Source organism: Aciduliprofundum boonei T469, from assembly GCF_000025665.1.
GTDB lineage: Archaea > Thermoplasmatota > Thermoplasmata > Thermoplasmatales > Aciduliprofundaceae > Aciduliprofundum > Aciduliprofundum boonei.
The window spans coordinates 1,070,523-1,088,165 of sequence record NC_013926.1 but is presented as its reverse complement, the minus strand read 5'-3'; the positions used below and the strand labels follow the sequence as shown (position 1 = coordinate 1,088,165).

Below are 17,643 nucleotides of genomic sequence, written 5' to 3'. Positions count from 1 at the left end.
CTTTTTCTGTGATAATCCTGGTAGGCGTGGCCCATGTAATAGATCTGAAGGTACATATAGAGAGGCTTATATTGGAGGAAAATCCTGATATAGTGGCAGTAGAATTGGATTACGGTAGATATGTTGCCCTAACCACGAAACAGCAGGGAGAGATGCCGTATTTTTATCGCAAGATGGCCGAGATGCAGAAGAATCTTGCAGATATGCTTGGAGGTGAGGTGGGCTCTGAGATGGTGACTGCGGTTAGAACTGCACAAATTATGAATAAGCAAGTGGCGTTCATAGATATGGATTCTCAGCAAATAATCAAGAGCGTAAAGAAGAATATGAGTTTGTGGGAGAAAGTTAAAATGTACGGTTCTCTGATATTTGCACCCTTAGTTGGTAAGAAAATGGGAAAGAAAGAGGTGGAGAGTATAATTGACCAGGAAGATAAATACATAAAAGAAATGAAGAAAAAGTATCCCGGATTATCAAAGGCACTTTTTGATGATAGGGAAGAATTTATGGCAAATAACCTGAAACGCTTAGATGGTGAAGATATAAAGATTCTGGCTTTTGTTGGTGATGGGCACCTTGAGGGTTTGAAAAAAAGGTTACCGGAGGCAAGAACAATAAGATTGAAAGATATTTTGGGAGAGAGTAGAAGTTTCTCTTACAAAATTTACACTTAACGGCATGTCTTGTCCCAGTCCACATTCTCGCCTTTCTCTTTCTTTACCTTCCCCTTATCTATTTTTCCGAATGTTTTGCCAACATGGCTCCCCGGCTCACTTATGTATCCCCTCTTTTTCGCTTGCCTTTCTATGAGATCTATGAAGAGATGGTAAAAAGGCATCATCAGTGGCCCGTACCAACGCTCCTCGAAGTAGTTCTTGAGGATATTTCTACCTTGCCTTATCCCATGAGTCAGGCATCTTTTGAGTAGTTCCATATGAATATCACTTAGCTCATATGCCTGGAACCAATCTTTGTCTTTTAGCAATCCCATGGGCACGAAGAACATGGGCATTATAATCGCCTTGAAATCCCATAAATCATCCACTAATTCAAGAGTTTTGATTATATCATCTTCCGTTTCTTCGGGGAGTCCTGCAATTAGTGTCATTGCAGGCTGCATACCCACATCTTGCATTATTCCGGCACCTTCCAAAACTATCTCCGGCCACTTCTCAGTGGAGAATGGCTTGGCTTTTTGAGGCATTATTATCTTAGCCAAACGCGGTGAGCCCGTTTCTACACCTATCTCAGCTCCCCACCATGACTGGTGCTCATCTATTATGATTTCTGCCAATTTATCCATAAGCTTTGAATCTTGCTGCCCCTTAACTATGGCTGCCAAGCTTGCATGGGCCCATACTACCTTTTTGTAGTGCTTCTTGAATAACTTGTGCAATTTTATTAATTTTTCTTCGTTGGGTATTATGTAAGATGGAGGTTTTGCGCCGTAGAGCAATACATCCTCGCTATGAATGATACCATTTTCCACACCATTGCGAACATTAACTAAAATTTCCTTTTCTATCTTTTCAAAGGGCATATATCTCAAAGGTCTCAGCGTGACGGAGCAGAACTTGCAACCTCTGGGACAGCCTCGCATAACCTCAACCAGACCATTTACACTTGGAAGTTTTATTTCAGATATTTCCTCAATTTTCGGTGATTGTGAAGGTTTTAAATCTATGAATTTAGGAAGCTCCTCACCTTTTAGAGCTCTGCGCACTAATTCACCGATGGCAAGCTCCCCCTCACCATCTACTACCGTATCCACCCCCCACTCTTTCATCTTATCCTCTCTATATTTCCAATGCCATGCCGCCGGGCCCCCTGCTATTATTTTCACTCCATTTTTCTTCATTTTTCTAACGGGCTCAGAGTTCATAAGGCGAGCGAAAGACCTTGCATTCACCGTTTCTGTTTTAAAAATAGATGCAAATGTGCTTGATGGAGGGCCGAATCCAAAATAGTCGTGGTGAGAAAGAAGAAGAACCTTTGCATCATCAATATGTTTGTAGAGATGATCAGGATCTATTATGGCAGCGTCAAACCCATCATCTATTAATTTTGCCTCTATTTTTCTCAAACCGTAGGGTGCCTCCAGAGGTCTCCCGTCTTTATCGATAACCTTCATCTTGGGTGCGAATAGCCATAACCACACCTTCTCTGGAAGTATGAGAGGCGGTCCCGTAGTTCCAAATCCCAAAAATTCTTTGTGATGGTGATTTGACATCATCGTTCTGTCCGTGGTAAGCACTATTTCAACCATTGAATCACCTTGGCGGGCTAAATTGCAGGAAAGATATAAATATTTTGGAAAAATTCTATAAAAAATGCTACCTGTTAAGATAGAAGTAATTACCCTTGGAAAATCATCGAGGGAATATTCGCAAATCATAAGTGAGTATGAGAAAAGAATTTCTAAATTAGCTCATGCAAGATTTGCTCGTGGCTCAAAAATACCTCCAGATGCTATTTTGCTGGATCCTAAAGGCATTGAGATGAGCAGCGATGAGTTCTTTGAACTGATAAGAAAGAAATCTTCCCGTGGAGAGAAAATAGTCTTTGTTATAGGACCCCCTGAAGGATTTGGAGAGGTGCAGGGTGAGAAAATCTCCTTATCAAGAATGACTTTCCAGCATGAGCTTGCAAGATTGATTCTCCTTGAGCAGATTTACAGAGCATTGCTAAGGATGAAGGGAACAAATTACGAAAAATAAAGAAAATTCCGAAGATTCATTTTCAGAAATCTTTATATAGAAGAAATATTTTACAGCAAATCGGAGGTGAGAACCATGATGGCAGGTCAGCCAATACTCATATTAAAAGAGGGTACTAGGAGAGAGACTGGAAAAGAGGCCATGAAGAACAACATTGCTGCTGCTAGAGCAATAGCAGATGCGGTTCGTAGCACCCTAGGTCCTAGAGGTATGGACAAGATGCTTGTAGATAGCCTTGGTGATGTTGTTATTACCAATGATGGTGTTACTATCCTCAAGGAAATTGATGTGGAGCATCCGGCTGCTAAGATGATGGTTGAGGTTGCAAAGACACAGGATAGCGAGGTTGGAGACGGTACAACCACAGCGGTTGTTCTTGCAGGAGAGCTTTTAAAGAATGCCGAGGAGCTTCTTGAGCAGAATGTACATCCAACCGTTATTGCGGCTGGTTACAGGCATGCTGCTGAAAAAGCCAAAGAGATTTTGGATGAAATTGCAAAGCCAATAAGTATTGATGATGAAGAGACACTGAAGAAGATTGCAGCCACAGCCCTGAGCAGCAAGAGCGCAAGTATGGCCAAAGAGCTTCTAAGTGAGATAGCAGTTAAAGCTGTGAAAAAAGTGGCTGAGAATGTGGATGGAAGGATGGTTGTAGATATGGATTCAATTCAAATCGTGAAAAAGCAGGGTGGGGCTATAGATGATACTGAGTTAATAGATGGTATGATCATAGACAAGGAGAAGGTGCATCCCGGAATGCCTGGTAGGGTTAAGGATGCTAAAATTGCACTCATAAATATGGCTCTTGAAGTAAAGAAACCTGAGATAGATGCAAATATTCAGATAAAGGATCCTGCAATGGTTCGAGCATTCCTTGATGAGGAGGAGAAGATATTAAAGGGTATGGTTGAGAAGATAAAGGCAAGTGGTGCCAATGTGGTGCTCTGCCAGAAAGGTATAGATGATATGGCACAGCACTTCCTTGCCAAAGAAGGTATATATGCAGTTCGCCGTGTGAAGAAGAGCGATATGGAGAAGCTTAGCAAAGCCACTGGTGGAAAGATAATAACCAACCTGGATGACTTGACCCCAGAGGATCTGGGCCATGCTGAGCTTGTTGAGCAGCGCAAGATAGGCGAAGATAACATGACCTTCGTTATCGGGTGTGAGAATCCAAAGGCCGTGAGCATACTGGTGCGTGGTGGCACTGAGCATGTGGTTGACGAGATAGAGCGCAGTCTTAAAGATGCTTTACATGTGGTGGCCAAAGCTGTTGAAGATGGTAAGATAACCACCGGTGGAGGCTCAAGTGCTGTTGAAATAGCCTTGAAACTAAGAGACTATGCAGCCAGTGTGGGAGGTAGAGAGCAGCTTGCAATTGAAGCATTTGCAGACGCTCTGGAGATTATACCTCGCACCCTCGCAGAGAATGCTGGACATGATCCAATAGATATGCTCATAGAGCTTCGCAAGGCCCACAAAGACGGAAATGTGTATGCGGGAATAAATGTATATGAGGGCAAGATTGCGGACATGATGGAGCTTGGAGTTATAGAGCCAATACGCGTGGGCAAGCAGGCAATAGACAGCGCTACAGATGCAGCCATAATGATTCTCCGCATAGATGATGTAATCGCTGCGAAGGGGGAATCCAAGAAAGGTGGAGAGAAGGGCCCTGGAAGCGAGGAGGAGTAATCAGTAGAATATAATCCTTTCAGCAACTTTTTTTACTTTTTCTAGGTTCTCCTTTGGTGCGACCACCATTATTGCCCAATCCTGTACCTTTCTGGTCTGTAATGCCCTTGCAAGTGGGGAGAATTTTGATAGGGGATAAACATGCTCTCCTTCCACAACTTTAACATTTGTCTTTGTCAACCTTGGCTCTGAAAGAATGACATTTCTGCTGGGTATGTCTATAAGCACATACCTTTCATCTATACCCGCTGCCTCTGCTATCTCCCGCTCCATTTTCCTTCTAACTTTTAAATCGCAAAGCTTCAAAAGAATCTCTTTGTATTCATCACCATACATATTTTCAAGTTCTTCAAATGTTCTTACCATGGCCTTTTTAAATAATTTTCTGTATTTTATGCGCAGTGCAATCTCCCTAGGGTATCCTCCTTGAGAGAGAAGAAGAGAGATTAGTTCAGAATCATTGTAGCGATAGATTTCGAGCCAGTTATCCATCTCAATCTCTTCAACGGCCCGAGAGAGCATTAACTCTCCTATTCTGTTAGTTTTGTGGAAATAAACCGCAGAATACATCAACGCCCGGGCAACTAACATACCTTCCAGCGCAGGAACTCCCTTCTTGTCTATCATAAGCTCTCCGTTCTTTATTTTCAGAGTATGCAATATTCTGGGAAAATCTATGGCTCCGTGAGCCACACCAGTGTAATGTGCATCTCTTAGCAAATAGTCAATCTGATCAGCATCCAAGCTTCCACTTATCATATTTACCAAATAATTTTTCTCTCCACCAAAGAAACTTGCATTTCCGTTAAAACTATCCAGGTTTATCTCCTCTGTTTCACCAAGAATCATTTTTCCAATTTGCTTTGTATCCAATCCGTAATCTCCTAAAATCTCATGAATTCTCTCCCTATCCTCAATATCCAGACCTTCTAGGAGATCAATTTTACCCTCAATTATTTTTGTTGTTATCTCCATATGGTCAAGCTTGGTCTTTTCATAAAGTAAATACTCTAAAGTATGGGAAAACGGAGAATGGCCTAGGTCATGGAGCATTCCTGCTGCTTTTAGAAGATTTATCTCTTCTTTTGGCAATCTCAAAACCTCACCCATTCTCCCGGCAACATATCCAACTCCAATTGAATGTTCTAGACGAGTGTGATTCGCACCCGGGAAAACTAAATAGCCGAGGCCAAGCTGCTTTATACCGCTCAAACGCTGCATCTCAGGAGTTTCTAAAAGGCGTAAAGTAACTTCTTCAAATTTTATGCTTCCATGTATTGCATCGTGGATTATTTTGAAATCTTCCATACAAGGAAAATTGTTTTGTATTTAATAAATCTTCCCCATAAAATTAATTATCCGCCTTTGCTTTCACCTACTATGGATCCTTATGAGTGGATGGAAAATTTGGAGGATGAGAGGATCTTAAAACTCGTCAATGAGGAGAACAAAAGATTTAGGGATTATGTAGATGGACTTTCTGACAAACTTGCTGATGAGATTCGTCATTATTATTACCTTCCAACAATTTGGGAAGCAAAAATAACAAAAAAAGGCATCATTGCTGCAATTAATGAGCATGGAAAACAGGTAGTGAAAAATTTGAGCTCAGGAGAGATACTGATAGATTCCAAGGACCTAGAAAAAGAGTTAAAAGATGAGATTCTGCTCCAGGGATTTTCTGTGGACGAGCATTTAAAATTCTTCGCTTACAACTTCTCTATTGGGGGCTCTGACGAGGGAATAACCAGAATTGTGAATTTAGAGAGTAGGGAAGTGGAAGAGATAAAACCTTCAATTAACAACATAATATTTCTTAGAGATGGCTATTACTTCTCCAGATTTTACAGGAAGGAAGAGAGCCCGGATGGCATGAAACCTCCTGTAGAGCGTCTTTTCTGGAGAGACAAGAATGAAGAGAAGATGGTTTTTGGAGATGGCTTGGATTCAAATTATTTTATGTACATAAAGAAGAGCAATGATGGAAAATATGCAATTCTCACCAAAACCTTTGGATGGAACAGCAGTGAGATATATCTTGGTCCGATAGAGAACCCAGAAAAATGGAAAAAAGTATACAAATCAGAAGTGCCAGCAGAGCCCATTGATATTGTAGATGGTAAATTATATGTTCTCACGAGAGAAGGCTCTGGATACGGCAAGATTATCGCAATAGGTGAAGATATAGAGGAAGTTGTGCCCGAAGGGGAATATCCATTAGAATGGGCTGAAATTGTGAATGGAAAAATCCTGGCTGGATATCTTGTGGACGCTTCCTCTAAATTAAAATTGTTCTCCTTGGAAGGAAAAAAGGTTAAGGAGATAAAATTCGAGCCTGCGGGAAAGGTGATTCCATTTGATAGTAAGGATGGCATACTTTTGAAATACGAAAGTTTTACCATACCTTCAAGGCTCTATGAATTTAAAGATTCGATGAGGATAATTCACGAGACCAAAATTGAAGGAGAGTATAAAATAAAAGAAGATTTTGTAAGATCCAAGGATGGTACCAATATTCATTATTTCTTGGTAGAGGGAGAGAACAAAAATAATATAGCTTGGGTGTTTGGTTATGGAGGATTCAATATCTCATTATCTCCGAGATTCTTTCCCCATGTAGTCCCATTTTTGAAAATGGGAGGCACATTCGTTGTTGCAAATTTGAGAGGTGGAAGTGAATACGGAGAAGAATGGCATCGTGCAGGAATGAGAGACAAAAAACAGAATGTTTTTGATGATTTTATATCTGTCCTAGAGAATTTGAAAAAAGATTATAAGGTAGTTGCCTGGGGGCGCAGTAATGGAGGTTTGCTGGTGGCAGCCACGCTAGTGCAGAGACCAGATGTTATGGATGCAGCCATTATCGGTTATCCTGTAATTGATATGCTAAGGTTCCACAAGATGTACATAGGCAAGGTCTGGATACCTGAGTACGGGAATCCAGATAACCCAGAGGATAGGAAGTTTTTGGAAAAATACTCACCGTATCACAATGTGAAGAAGAAAAATTACCCACCGATTATGATTTACACGGGTTTGCATGATGATAGAGTCCATCCTGCGCATGCTCTAAAATTCTTTATGAAACTTAGAGAAGTTGATGCTCCAGTATACTTGAGAGTGGAAACAAAGAGTGGACATATGGGTGCCTCACCAGAGACTAGGATTAGAGAGCTTGCGGATATACTTGCCTTTGTCTTAAAATCCACGGAGGTATTAAATTGATAGTAGTTGAGAACTTGGTAAAAAAATACTTTGAGAAGGTTGTTGTAGATGGTATCAGCTTTAAGGTTGAAAATGGCGAGATATACGGATTCTTAGGCCCCAATGGAAGTGGAAAGAGCACAACATTGAAGATCCTTGCGGGTGTTCTAAAGCCAACTGCAGGCAGAGTGGAAATAGAGGGTATTGATGTGGTTTCAAATCCTGTGGAAGTTAAGAAAATAATTGGATATGTGCCTGAAACTCCCACACTCTACGAGAGTTTGACACCTGCAGAGCTGTTCTCCTTTATAGGCGGAATTAGAGGTATTGATGAGAAAATCCTCAAAGAAAGGGTAAACAGGTTTGTAGAGGCTTTTGAAATAGGGAAATATATGAACCAATTTATAGGTACTTTGAGCTTTGGTACAAAGCAAAAAATATCGCTTATCGCTTCATTTCTGCATGATCCAAAGGTAATAATAATGGACGAATCAATGAATGGATTAGATCCAAAAAGTGCCAGAATTCTCAGAGAATTGCTGATTAAATTTAGAGATGATGGAAAGAGCATAATATTCTCCACACATGTTTTGCCCCTTGCGGAGATGATATGCGATAGAATAGGGTTAATTTATGAGGGAAAGTTAATTGCAGAGGGTACCATGGACGAGTTAAGAGAAAAAGCACAGGAGGAGAATTTAGAGGATATATTCTTAAAATTGACAAAGAGCAAGAATGAGATGGCAAACATAATTCAAGCGCTACAAGAAGTTCTGTAGGTGGGAATATGAATATAGTGAAGTATATTTACAGAGAGGTTCATTATCGTATCGTTCAGAAAAATCCAATGCTTAAGAATAATCCTGTTAGATACAATCATGCGTTAAAAACTGCTTTGAGTATGAAAAAAGGTATAGGTTATCAATTTTTGAGTTATTTACTCTTTGGCTTATTTAGTGGTATGAGTATATTTGTAATTTCCAGTGTGGATATGATATCCACCTATGTTGTATTCCTTTCTCTTATTCCCTTCATATTCGCAGTTTTCATTACTTCTGTACAGGGCTCGAATGTGGTTTATATGGGTGTCTTTGAACCTTTAAAACCTTTACCTATAAAATTAGGCTCAAAGTATCTGAGTTTTTACCTCCTCCTAGAAATTCTTCCATCGTTGGGTATTGTGTTACCCACATCCATCGTGATATCCCTCAAATATCCTTTGCCCGGGATTATATCCTTTCTCTGGTTTTTCACGGGAATTTTCTTGGGCCATATAGTTGGGCTCTTGATTCTCATCCTGTTCGGATTGAAAATAAAGCAGAGGGCAGGAAAGAGCGAGTTATTGATAAGCGTTGCTCGAGCAATCCTGTTCTTCCTATTCTTTGGTATATTTTACGCCTTTGTATATATGCAAAGATACATAATGGAACACTCAGGTGAATGGGTTGGGTTGATAGGTAAGTACTCTATAATGTTTCCATTCTCCTCAGGTACAATATTTCATCCTTTATTTTCCACAGTTCTTTTGATTCTATACCTAGCTCTGCTTGGTCCCCTCTATTATATTTTGATCCTTAGAATATGGAGCAGAATTATGGAGCCAAGAGTTGTATTTGGAGAGAAAGGGATAAGAGAGTACAAAATAAAGAGCAGCTCAGCGCTATTTACCCTTATTGGAAAGGATATGAAAGTACTGATTAGAAGAACGGCACTTCTTGCTGGATTTCTTATTACCCTTTATATTGTTTTTCCACAAATTTTTATGGTTTTAAGTACAGGTAAATTTCCAATATTCAATGCAGCTATCATTCTTATGATGATAGGAGCCTTCTCGGCAGGAGGTATAGATTCTGTATTGAAGATTGATATAAATGCTATCGAGTTCCTTCGCACTCTGCCATTAAAAAAGAAAGATTTTGTTATGGGAAAGATAATCTCTATGAGCGTTGTACCGTGGGGAATTGGTATAGCAATTCTGATTCTTGCCCTTTATTATAATGGATTATATGCTTTGATTCTCCTTCCTTATGTGTTTCTCCTCCCCTTCATTGCTTCATCTGTAGTTATGCTTTACTATTTCCATTACAAAGAGGAGGATATTGGTATACCCGATTTGAAGAAGACGGATTTAATAATCCTGTTTTTGATCCTAATGTTTATAATGGGCATAATTTCCATACCTCTAATTTTCCATCTTATATGGTTGAGCGAGATTGTAGCCTTTGGGATATTCTTAGGCACATTGATTCTTCTGCGTAGGTAAACGAAGGTTATATATACAAAACTCTCATTCCGCTTTTAAGGGGAGATGTCCCGCAGGGGAATCCCTAGGAGGAATAAAGGATGTATCAACTTCCGAAGAGAAGAGCCGTTAATATGTATGGATATGTGAAAAATGCCTGGAAAGAGCACAAGAAGACATATGTTCGAGATATACAATGGCAGAGAATGATTCAGTGGAGACATGAGGGTGCTATTGTTAGGGTAGATAGGCCCACAAGAATTGATAGAGCCAGAGAGTTAGGGTATAGAGCAAAGCAAGGGTTCATCGTTGTGCGTGTTAGAGTTCGCCGTGGAAACTTGCAAAGGCGCAGAATAAAGGGTGGAAGAAGGCCTAAGAGGAGAGGTATAAATCGCATCCCAATGCGCAAGAGCATACAGAGAATTGGTGAGGAGAGAGTCGCAAAAAAGTATCCAAATATGGAGGTCCTCAACTCCTATTATGTGGGTGAGGATGGAAAGCACCATTATTACGAGGTGATTTTAGTGGATACACACCATCCTGCGATATGCAACGACCCGAAAATCAATTGGATATGCAGCAAGAAGCATAAGGGTAGGGCTTTCCGAGGATTAACAAGCGCAGGAAAGAAGGGACGCGGGCTGAGAAACAAGGGAATAGGCGCTGAGAAGGCAAGACCATCAAGAAGGGCAAATCTATAAAAACTATTATTTTTTACATTATCGTGGTGTTAAAATGGAACCTAAAGAGCTTATGGGTTATTACAAGATGAAGGTAGAAGAAAATTTGAAGGAATTTTTCAAGGAGAAGAAAAAGGGCTTGGAGCACTGGAGCTCCCGCGAGGCCTGTGAAATTCTCGAAGAATACACCCTTCGTGGAGGAAAGAGAATTCGTGCGATTTTGATGATCGTTGGATATAAGATGATGGGGGGCAAGAATGATGAGATAATAAAAGCATCATCATCTCTCGAGCTCATACAGAGTTATCTACTCATCCACGATGACATTATGGATGAAAGCGACCTTCGTAGAGGAAAGGACACCGTGCACAAAATATATGAGAAGAAACACCTTAAAAATGGATTCGGTGGCAGACCTATAAGATTTGGAGAAAGTATGGCAATAATCGCAGGAGATTTAGCTAACGCCTATGCCATGGAGATTCTTTCTTCCTCTGATTTCCCTGCAGAACTAAAGGTGAAGGCAATCCATAAATTGAATGAGATTATTGAGTACACGGGCTATGGGCAGATAATTGACATATACTCTGGTGCTCTAGAGGAATTCAAAGAGGAAGATTTGCTCTTGTTGCATAAATACAAGACCGCAAGGTACACGATTGAAGGTCCCCTTGCTCTTGGCATAATCCTTGCAGGTAAGGAGCCAGAGGGAATAGAAAATTATGCAATACCTGTGGGCATAGCGTTCCAGCTTCAAGATGATATATTGGGGCTCTTTGGAAGTGAAGAGGGGATAGGTAAGCCAGTGACGAGTGATTTAGCAGAAGGCAAGAAGACGCTCTTAATAATAAAGGCACTTGAGAATGGAAGCGAGGAGGATAGAAAAATCATAATGCAAGCCTTGGGCAATCCTGCCGTGACATACGAGCAGTTGGAGAAAGTGAGGGAAATTGTTAGGCGCACTGGCTCTTTAGATTACTCCAAGAACCTTGCAAAGAAGATGGTAGAAGAGGCAAAAGATTATTTGAAAGGGATTGAAGTAGAAGATGAAGAGATGAGAGATTTCCTACTCTGGCTTGCAGATTATATGATAAGCAGAAGTTATTGAGCCAATATTATTTATAGCGAAAGCAAATACACCCATGTGCCAAGAGCAATCATAGAGCTGCCCGGTAGCGAGGAGATATACAAGGCTTTAAATGTAGAAGCAGGTAGAGAGATTCCTAGAACGAAAGTAAATATTGTTTCTAATGAGAATTTGGAGATAATTATAGATGCGGATGATTCACATGCCTTAAGGGCAGCCTTGAACTCGTATTTGAGATGGATTGAGCTTGCGTATGATATTATGGAGGTGATTGAGAATGGTAGAATTGAATCTGACTCCTCATCTACAGGAGAAACTTGAGCAGGCGCAAAAATTGCAGGGGGAGCTTGAAGTTATAGTAGCTCAGAGATATCAACTGGAAGTTAGTTTGAAGGAAGTTGAAAAGAGCTTGGAAGAGTTGGAGAAAGTGGGTGATGATGCACCTATTTACAAGCATGTTGGAAGCATTTTAGTTAGAGCTAAAAGCAAGGATGAAGTAAAGAAAGAGTTAGAAGAGAAGAAAGAGATGTTAGAGCTAAGAATAAAAGCGGTACAGAGACAACAGGAGCTATTGCAGAAAAAATATGAGGAGATACAGAGAGAGTTCGCTGCGGCTTACGGGGGCGGAGCCGTATCCGGATAATTTTAATGCATAAGAATGCAGATATTGATGCGTTTTCCTCCGCTTATTATTTATCTGAGATACTAGGTGATGCAGTTATAGTCTCCGATGGTTTAGATAGATATGTTAAAAATCTTGTGAGGGAGAAAAATTTGGAAGTTAGAGATAATATAGATTTTGATTATGATGAAGTTATCACCGTGGATACTGCTAGCAGAGAGCAACTAGGGAAGTTCTCTAACTTAAAAATTGATGTGGTATACGATCATCACGAGAGCAACAATATTGAAGCAGATAAAAGGTATGTTGATCCTTCTTACCCCTCTTGTGCAGAAATGGTTTACGATATTCACAAAAAGAAGCCATCTAGATTTGCAGCCCTATTGCTCCTTGCTGGTATGATAAGTGATACACTATGGTTCAAGCATGCCAATAGAAGAACCTTGCAAATATTCTACGAAATTATGAATGCCTATGATATAGAATTTCAAGAAATTCGCACCATCGTGGATATGCCCATTACATTCAGTGAAAAAATATCGGTGCTAAAGGGATTTCAGAGAGCTATATACAGAAGTTACGGGAACAAGATTGTGGTGGCCACGAGAGTAAGTGCAAATGAGAGTATTGTTGCCACAGAGCTCATATCCTTCGCAGACATTGTTTTTGTGGGCTCTGCAAGGAAAGATGAGGTTAGGGTTATAGGAAGAAGCAGGGAGGCAAATCTCCTCGATATTTTTAAAGAATTGTCAGAAGATTTTTCCTGCAAATATGGAGGACATAAAAAAGCTGCAGGTATGAGTTGTATAGGTGATTTGGAGGCAATTCTCAATGCAGCCTTAATTGTGTCCTCTAAATATCTTGAAAGGTAATTTTAAATATCACTTACCTATATAGAATTAATGTTCAAAGGCAGGGATATTGTCTCAATAAAAGAGCTCTCCAAGGAAGAAATGGATATAATTTTTGAAGTGGCAAGGGAAATGCTCCCCATCGCGAGGGGAGAGAGAAAAAGTGACCTTTTGGATGGAAAAATCTTAGCCACACTATTCTTTGAACCATCTACAAGAACTAGATTATCTTTTGAATCTGCAATGCATCGCTTAGGTGGTTCTGTAATAGGATTTAGTAATCCTTCTGCCACATCCATTTCCAAGGGGGAGACCTTAGCAGATACAGTAAGAGTTATGGATTCATACAGCGATGTGATAGTGATAAGGCATCCATACGAGGGTTCGGCAAGATTGGCAGCCGAATTTGCGAGCAATCCAGTTATAAATGCAGGAGATGGTGCAGGTCAGCATCCTACGCAGACCCTCCTTGATTTATTCACCATCCATCAGGAATTTGGAGAGATCGAGGGGTTAAATGTGGCTTTAATAGGAGATTTGAAGTATGGCCGTACTGTACACTCCTTGGCTTATGCATTGAGTTATCTTGGTGCAAATATATACCTCGTATCTCCAGAGCTTTTAAGAATGCCTTCTCACATCATAAGAGAGCTGAAGGAAAAACCTGTGGAGACGGATAAAATAGAAGATGTTATAGAAGATGCGGATGTTCTTTATGTAACCCGCATACAAAAAGAGAGATTTCCAGATCCTACAGAATATAAAAAAGTGGCTGGCTCTTACAGAATAACTTCTGAATTGCTGAATAAAGCTAAAGAGAAAGCAATAGTTATGCATCCATTACCGAGGGTAGATGAAATCGAGCCGGAGGTGGATTATACCAAGCATGCAAGGTATTTTCAGCAGGCCTTTAATGGAGTGCCTGTTAGGATGGCATTACTGGCACTTGTCCTGGGGGTAGTATAATGGAAGAGCAAACACTTAAAGTTCAAAAAATAAGGAATGGAATAGTCATAGACCATATTCCGTGTGGCATGGCCCTGAAAGTTTTAAAGATTTTAAATATAAACGGAGATATTGGCTCTACAGTGAGCTTGGTGATGCATGTGAAGAGTAGAATGGGATGCAAGGATGTTGTTAAAATAGAAGATAGATTTTTAGATGAAAGGGAAATTGATAAAATTGCGTTAATTGCACCAACTGCAACTGTTAATGTTATCGAGAATTATAAAGTGGTCAATAAGCATAAGGTTGAATTGCCAGATGAGATAGTTGGAATTGTTAAATGTATGAACCCAAGATGCATAACAAATCAAAGAGAGCCTGTTGTATCAGAGTTCAAAGTTATATCAAAGAATCCCGTTATACTTAAATGCAAGTACTGTGAGAGAGAGATGGGCGTTGAAGACATCATCGAAAACATACTTTAAGGAAAAATAACGATATCCACTATGGAGCCATCCTCTAAATTCAACTCCTTTCTCAAACTTTTATCTGCAATTATTTCAACAACATCTGTATAGTGACTTCTTTCAGGCATTATCACTGCCGCATCTTTACCGTTTATCGTGCAAAGAAATGCCTTTACATTACCAAATGTTCTTCCCTCAGACACAAATCCTTTTATCAATATTCCTGGAAGATTGTGCAACATCTCTACTTTCTCAATGTCTCTTGCATAAACTCTTACATTCAAAGTTCCTGGATACGGCTCAAAAAATAGTTTTTCTTTTATCTGGTTGAAATATCCATCCTTCATTATGTAATACTTTCCCTCGCCCAAACCACTTATAACCTCTCCAGTTATTTCGATCTTCTCTGCAATCTCAAAAATCCTTCTGTAATCCATGGCCTCTTTCTTTAATAAATCCATACCTTTTTTTGTGATCTTTACCCATATTTTCTTTCCAAATCTTCTTATATCTACAAATCCATTGCTTTCCAAGTCTCTAATTCTTCTGGAAGCACTCTGCTGACTTATTCCCAAGTCCTTACCGAAATTTGATGTAGAAATTTCTACAAAATCTCTATTTCCTCCGTATAATGCAATTTGCTTAAGCGCACTTACTATTTTTGGGTCAATCATTTTCAATCACCAAATGATTTTGTTTCATAGATATAACCTTTATTCCTTCTTTTTTTAAAATCCTTGCAAAGGCTCTATCGTTCGTTACCACATAAGCATTTAGCTTTTTTGCAGCTTCCAAAACTCCATTATCTCCGAGTTTTTCCACTTCTATCATCTCATACTTCTTTGCAAGTTGTAAAGCTGCCTTTGCCTCCCATCTCTTCCTCGATAATCTTTCTAATTCTCCAAGTATGCAAGATGGTACCAAAATATTTACATTGCCTAATACCCTCTTTATTTCTAAATCTAAATTCAAGCGATACTCAAATGGCATCATAAGAGCATTTGCATCTAGCACAACATTCATCAGCTGACTATCCTCCCAAACGCCACATTTTTCTTTATTTTAACAATTTTTACTTTTACCTGCTCTCCCTTTCTTGCACCAGGAACATAAATAGTATAATCACCATATTTTGCTATGCCATCTCCATCTCTACTCAAATCAGTGATTTCTACATTGTAAACCTTTCCCTCTTCAAGCTTGGACATGCTGAATTTCACAGCCACCTTTCCATGCACAGGCCTTATTGCACCGCAAGCCTTGCACACTAGGATCTCAACCCTTCCCTCCTTTCTAAGCTCTGTATCGGGAGAGCCGCATTCATAGCATATTACATAGGTCTTTACATAACTATCAATTCTGCTTTGAATGAGAGATTGTGAAATACGCCCTTTTAAAACCAGCCTATCTCCCTGAATACTTCCAGCGGTTCCAAGTTCTCTCATAAGATATTTATAGACATGCATTTGGTCCCTGTTTATCCTCTTAACAATATCCATAAAATTCTTGATAATTGTGTTCTTTCCTTCATAAATTACTTCTACCTTTGGAACTTCAAATCTCTCTCTATTCTTAATCTCTTCAGGCAAAGCCTCACGAACACGGGCAAGTAAAGAATCGTAATCGTACATATCTGTCATGTTTCCACCTTAGTGCCCAAATAAGTTTATATTTAAAAAACTTTGCATCATTCAAGTTGCTTTTTTATCATATTTTCCACGATATCCAAGAACTCATCCTCTTTGCCCTTAGGTATGGAAGCACCTGCTGCAATATTATGTCCTCCTCCATAGCCACCAACTTCTGCGGAAGCTTCACGCATTATTATTGATAGATTCAACCCCTTATCCACAAGCGCTCTTGGAGCCCTAGCGGATACCTTTATATTCCCATCCTCGCTGTTCGCGAAGGCGATTATGGGCAATTCCCTATTTCCCTCCTCTGTGAGTATCATTGAAGCTACTATGCCAACTATGTTCTCGTTGATATTTTCGCCTGCATGGAAGTATTGCAAAAACTCTCTTTTAACTATTCCTATCTCCTTAACAAAATTCACACCATCAACCAAGTTTCTTCTATGATGATTTAGCATATTTAATGCCTTTTTGTAGTACTCATCTCTATCTCCTAGGCATACTTGATAGCCAATAAATGCTTTGTTGTATCTGCCACAAGCATTCAGCAATGTGGCAAATTCTTTTGCATCCCTCAATGGAGTACCCCTTTCTTCATTCTTCAAAATATAAACCTCTCCTATTAATCTTTTAGCCATCTCATAACCGTAGCCCATTCTCAAAATGAGTTTAACAAGCTCTGAAAGTATCAATTTTTTTTCCTCTTTTGTCAAATCGATCCATCTTCTCCATCTATCCCTCTTTAAGGGTATTCCCAGCTCCTTCAGAAATGCTATGCATCTCTTTTCATCACCTGTTAGGGTGGGAAGTAGAGGGTCTGTAGAGAACTGTAACATCTTGTAAACGGGCTTGGTTTCTCTTCCAAAGAACCTTGCATCTAAGAAGAAATCCACATAATTGTGCTCTTTTGCCTCTTTCAAAATCACCCTATTTGTGCCTGTGAGCCTTAAATTTTCAGTATCTTGCATGTCCCCAATGGCTCCAACAATTGCGAGGGGACTCAAATCCACATTTCTCCTATCCAATTCCCTTGCAACCAAGTATGTTGTTCCTGCCCCACTTATATCCACAGCTCCATTTCTATTAAATATGTGAGGATTGAGCTGCAAGACATCGCTCTTTGATAATTCTTCAAAAAATGAAGTTAGATTTTTTCTTGCTTTCTTTGGCACAATTACATTCAAACTACTGGGCACATGATGGTCGGTTATAACCGCATCTAGTCCATACATTAGATGAACCATACCACTTCCAAGGTCTGTAAACCATACTAAATCCGGGTTCTCATCCTTCAACTCTTCAATTTTTCTCTCATCAAGCTGCTTTACAAAATCTATGCGAAAATCCTTGTTTAATCTTTGCAAAGCTCTCGCTGCTATGCTACCAGAAGTTATGCCATCTGCATCTATGTGGCTTACAATAACTATCTTATCTGCTTCTTCAATCTTCCTCGCAATCTCCTTAGCCCTCTTTAAAAAAGATTCCACGAATTTGGCATG

General features: G+C 39.8%; 19 protein-coding genes. 13 read left to right on the top strand and 6 right to left on the bottom strand.

Going from position 1 to position 17,643, the window contains the following annotated elements; genetic code table 11:
- Positions 1-8 precede the first annotated feature (8 nt).
- Positions 9-674: a TraB domain-containing protein gene (locus ABOO_RS05735; RefSeq protein ID WP_008085632.1), complete on the top strand. Its 666-nt coding sequence runs from the start codon at positions 9-11 to the stop codon at positions 672-674.
- On the opposite strand, the gene ABOO_RS05730 is transcribed toward ABOO_RS05735, so the two are convergent.
- Positions 671-2,266: a B12-binding domain-containing radical SAM protein gene (locus ABOO_RS05730; protein ID WP_008085610.1), complete on the bottom strand. Its 1,596-nt coding sequence runs from the start codon at positions 2,264-2,266 to the stop codon at positions 671-673. The two genes, ABOO_RS05735 and ABOO_RS05730, sit on opposite strands and share 4 nt — an antisense overlap.
- Before the next feature lie 64 nt (positions 2,267-2,330).
- On the opposite strand from ABOO_RS05730, the gene ABOO_RS05725 reads away from it, so the two are divergent.
- Together ABOO_RS05725 and thsB are read left to right on the top strand one after the other, a co-directional pair.
- Positions 2,331-2,717 (top strand): 23S rRNA (pseudouridine(1915)-N(3))-methyltransferase RlmH, encoded by a 387-nt coding sequence (locus ABOO_RS05725; RefSeq protein WP_008085710.1) that lies wholly within the window; start codon positions 2,331-2,333, stop codon positions 2,715-2,717.
- A gap of 75 nt (positions 2,718-2,792) precedes the next feature.
- Entirely contained in the window at positions 2,793-4,412 is a 1,620-nt protein-coding gene (gene thsB, locus ABOO_RS05720) for a thermosome subunit beta (protein ID WP_012997344.1), read from the top strand.
- Here thsB and ABOO_RS05715 read toward each other — a convergent pair whose 3' ends face one another.
- On the bottom strand, positions 4,413-5,720 hold the full coding sequence (locus ABOO_RS05715; protein WP_012997343.1) for an HD domain-containing protein: 1,308 nt from the start codon (positions 5,718-5,720) through the stop codon (positions 4,413-4,415).
- A gap of 72 nt (positions 5,721-5,792) precedes the next feature.
- On the opposite strand from ABOO_RS05715, the gene ABOO_RS05710 reads away from it, so the two are divergent.
- From ABOO_RS05710 to pyrI, 10 genes are all read left to right on the top strand, one after another.
- Positions 5,793-7,637, top strand: coding sequence for a prolyl oligopeptidase family serine peptidase (locus ABOO_RS05710; RefSeq protein WP_008085587.1), 1,845 nt, complete (start codon positions 5,793-5,795; stop codon positions 7,635-7,637).
- A complete protein-coding gene (locus ABOO_RS05705) occupies positions 7,634-8,395 on the top strand; it encodes an ABC transporter ATP-binding protein (protein WP_008085596.1) in 762 nt (253 codons plus the stop codon). The genes ABOO_RS05710 and ABOO_RS05705 overlap by 4 nt, the downstream gene beginning before the upstream one ends.
- Positions 8,396-8,403: 8 nt before the next feature.
- A complete protein-coding gene (locus ABOO_RS05700) occupies positions 8,404-9,879 on the top strand; it encodes a hypothetical protein (RefSeq protein WP_008085591.1) in 1,476 nt (491 codons plus the stop codon).
- 80 nt (positions 9,880-9,959) lie between these two features.
- Positions 9,960-10,559, top strand: a complete 600-nt coding sequence (locus ABOO_RS05695) for a 50S ribosomal protein L15e (RefSeq protein WP_008085655.1) — start codon at positions 9,960-9,962, stop codon at positions 10,557-10,559.
- Between the two features lie 34 nt (positions 10,560-10,593).
- Positions 10,594-11,646: a polyprenyl synthetase family protein gene (locus ABOO_RS05690; RefSeq protein WP_008085593.1), complete on the top strand. Its 1,053-nt coding sequence runs from the start codon at positions 10,594-10,596 to the stop codon at positions 11,644-11,646.
- 36 nt (positions 11,647-11,682) lie between these two features.
- Positions 11,683-11,946, top strand: a complete 264-nt coding sequence (locus tag ABOO_RS05685; protein ID WP_008085738.1) for a KEOPS complex subunit Pcc1 — start codon at positions 11,683-11,685, stop codon at positions 11,944-11,946.
- Entirely contained in the window at positions 11,903-12,268 is a 366-nt protein-coding gene (locus tag ABOO_RS05680; protein WP_008085644.1) for a prefoldin subunit beta, read from the top strand. The genes ABOO_RS05685 and ABOO_RS05680 overlap by 44 nt, the downstream gene beginning before the upstream one ends.
- A gap of 5 nt (positions 12,269-12,273) precedes the next feature.
- Positions 12,274-13,119: a DHH family phosphoesterase gene (locus ABOO_RS05675; RefSeq protein WP_008085651.1), complete on the top strand. Its 846-nt coding sequence runs from the start codon at positions 12,274-12,276 to the stop codon at positions 13,117-13,119.
- A 30-nt stretch (positions 13,120-13,149) separates the two neighbouring features.
- The gene (gene pyrB, locus ABOO_RS05670; RefSeq protein WP_008085663.1) at positions 13,150-14,064 is read left to right on the top strand and encodes an aspartate carbamoyltransferase; all 915 of its coding nucleotides are present in this window, start codon (positions 13,150-13,152) and stop codon (positions 14,062-14,064) included.
- Entirely contained in the window at positions 14,064-14,528 is a 465-nt protein-coding gene (pyrI, locus tag ABOO_RS05665; protein ID WP_008085686.1) for an aspartate carbamoyltransferase regulatory subunit, read from the top strand. The genes pyrB and pyrI overlap by 1 nt, the downstream gene beginning before the upstream one ends.
- On the opposite strand, the gene ABOO_RS05660 is transcribed toward pyrI, so the two are convergent.
- The 4 genes from ABOO_RS05660 to ABOO_RS05645 are packed head-to-tail and all read right to left on the bottom strand — an operon-like array spanning position 14,525 to position 17,631.
- On the bottom strand, positions 14,525-15,184 hold the full coding sequence (locus tag ABOO_RS05660) for a DUF120 domain-containing protein (RefSeq protein ID WP_008085838.1): 660 nt from the start codon (positions 15,182-15,184) through the stop codon (positions 14,525-14,527). The two genes, pyrI and ABOO_RS05660, sit on opposite strands and share 4 nt — an antisense overlap.
- The gene (locus ABOO_RS05655; protein WP_008085725.1) at positions 15,177-15,533 is read right to left on the bottom strand and encodes a type II toxin-antitoxin system VapC family toxin; all 357 of its coding nucleotides are present in this window, start codon (positions 15,531-15,533) and stop codon (positions 15,177-15,179) included. The genes ABOO_RS05660 and ABOO_RS05655 overlap by 8 nt, the downstream gene beginning before the upstream one ends.
- The gene (locus ABOO_RS05650) at positions 15,533-16,150 is read right to left on the bottom strand and encodes a translation initiation factor IF-2 subunit beta (RefSeq protein ID WP_008085661.1); all 618 of its coding nucleotides are present in this window, start codon (positions 16,148-16,150) and stop codon (positions 15,533-15,535) included. The genes ABOO_RS05655 and ABOO_RS05650 overlap by 1 nt, the downstream gene beginning before the upstream one ends.
- A 47-nt stretch (positions 16,151-16,197) precedes the next feature.
- Positions 16,198-17,631 (bottom strand): single-stranded-DNA-specific exonuclease RecJ, encoded by a 1,434-nt coding sequence (locus ABOO_RS05645; RefSeq protein ID WP_012997342.1) that lies wholly within the window; start codon positions 17,629-17,631, stop codon positions 16,198-16,200.
- Positions 17,632-17,643 lie beyond the last annotated feature (12 nt).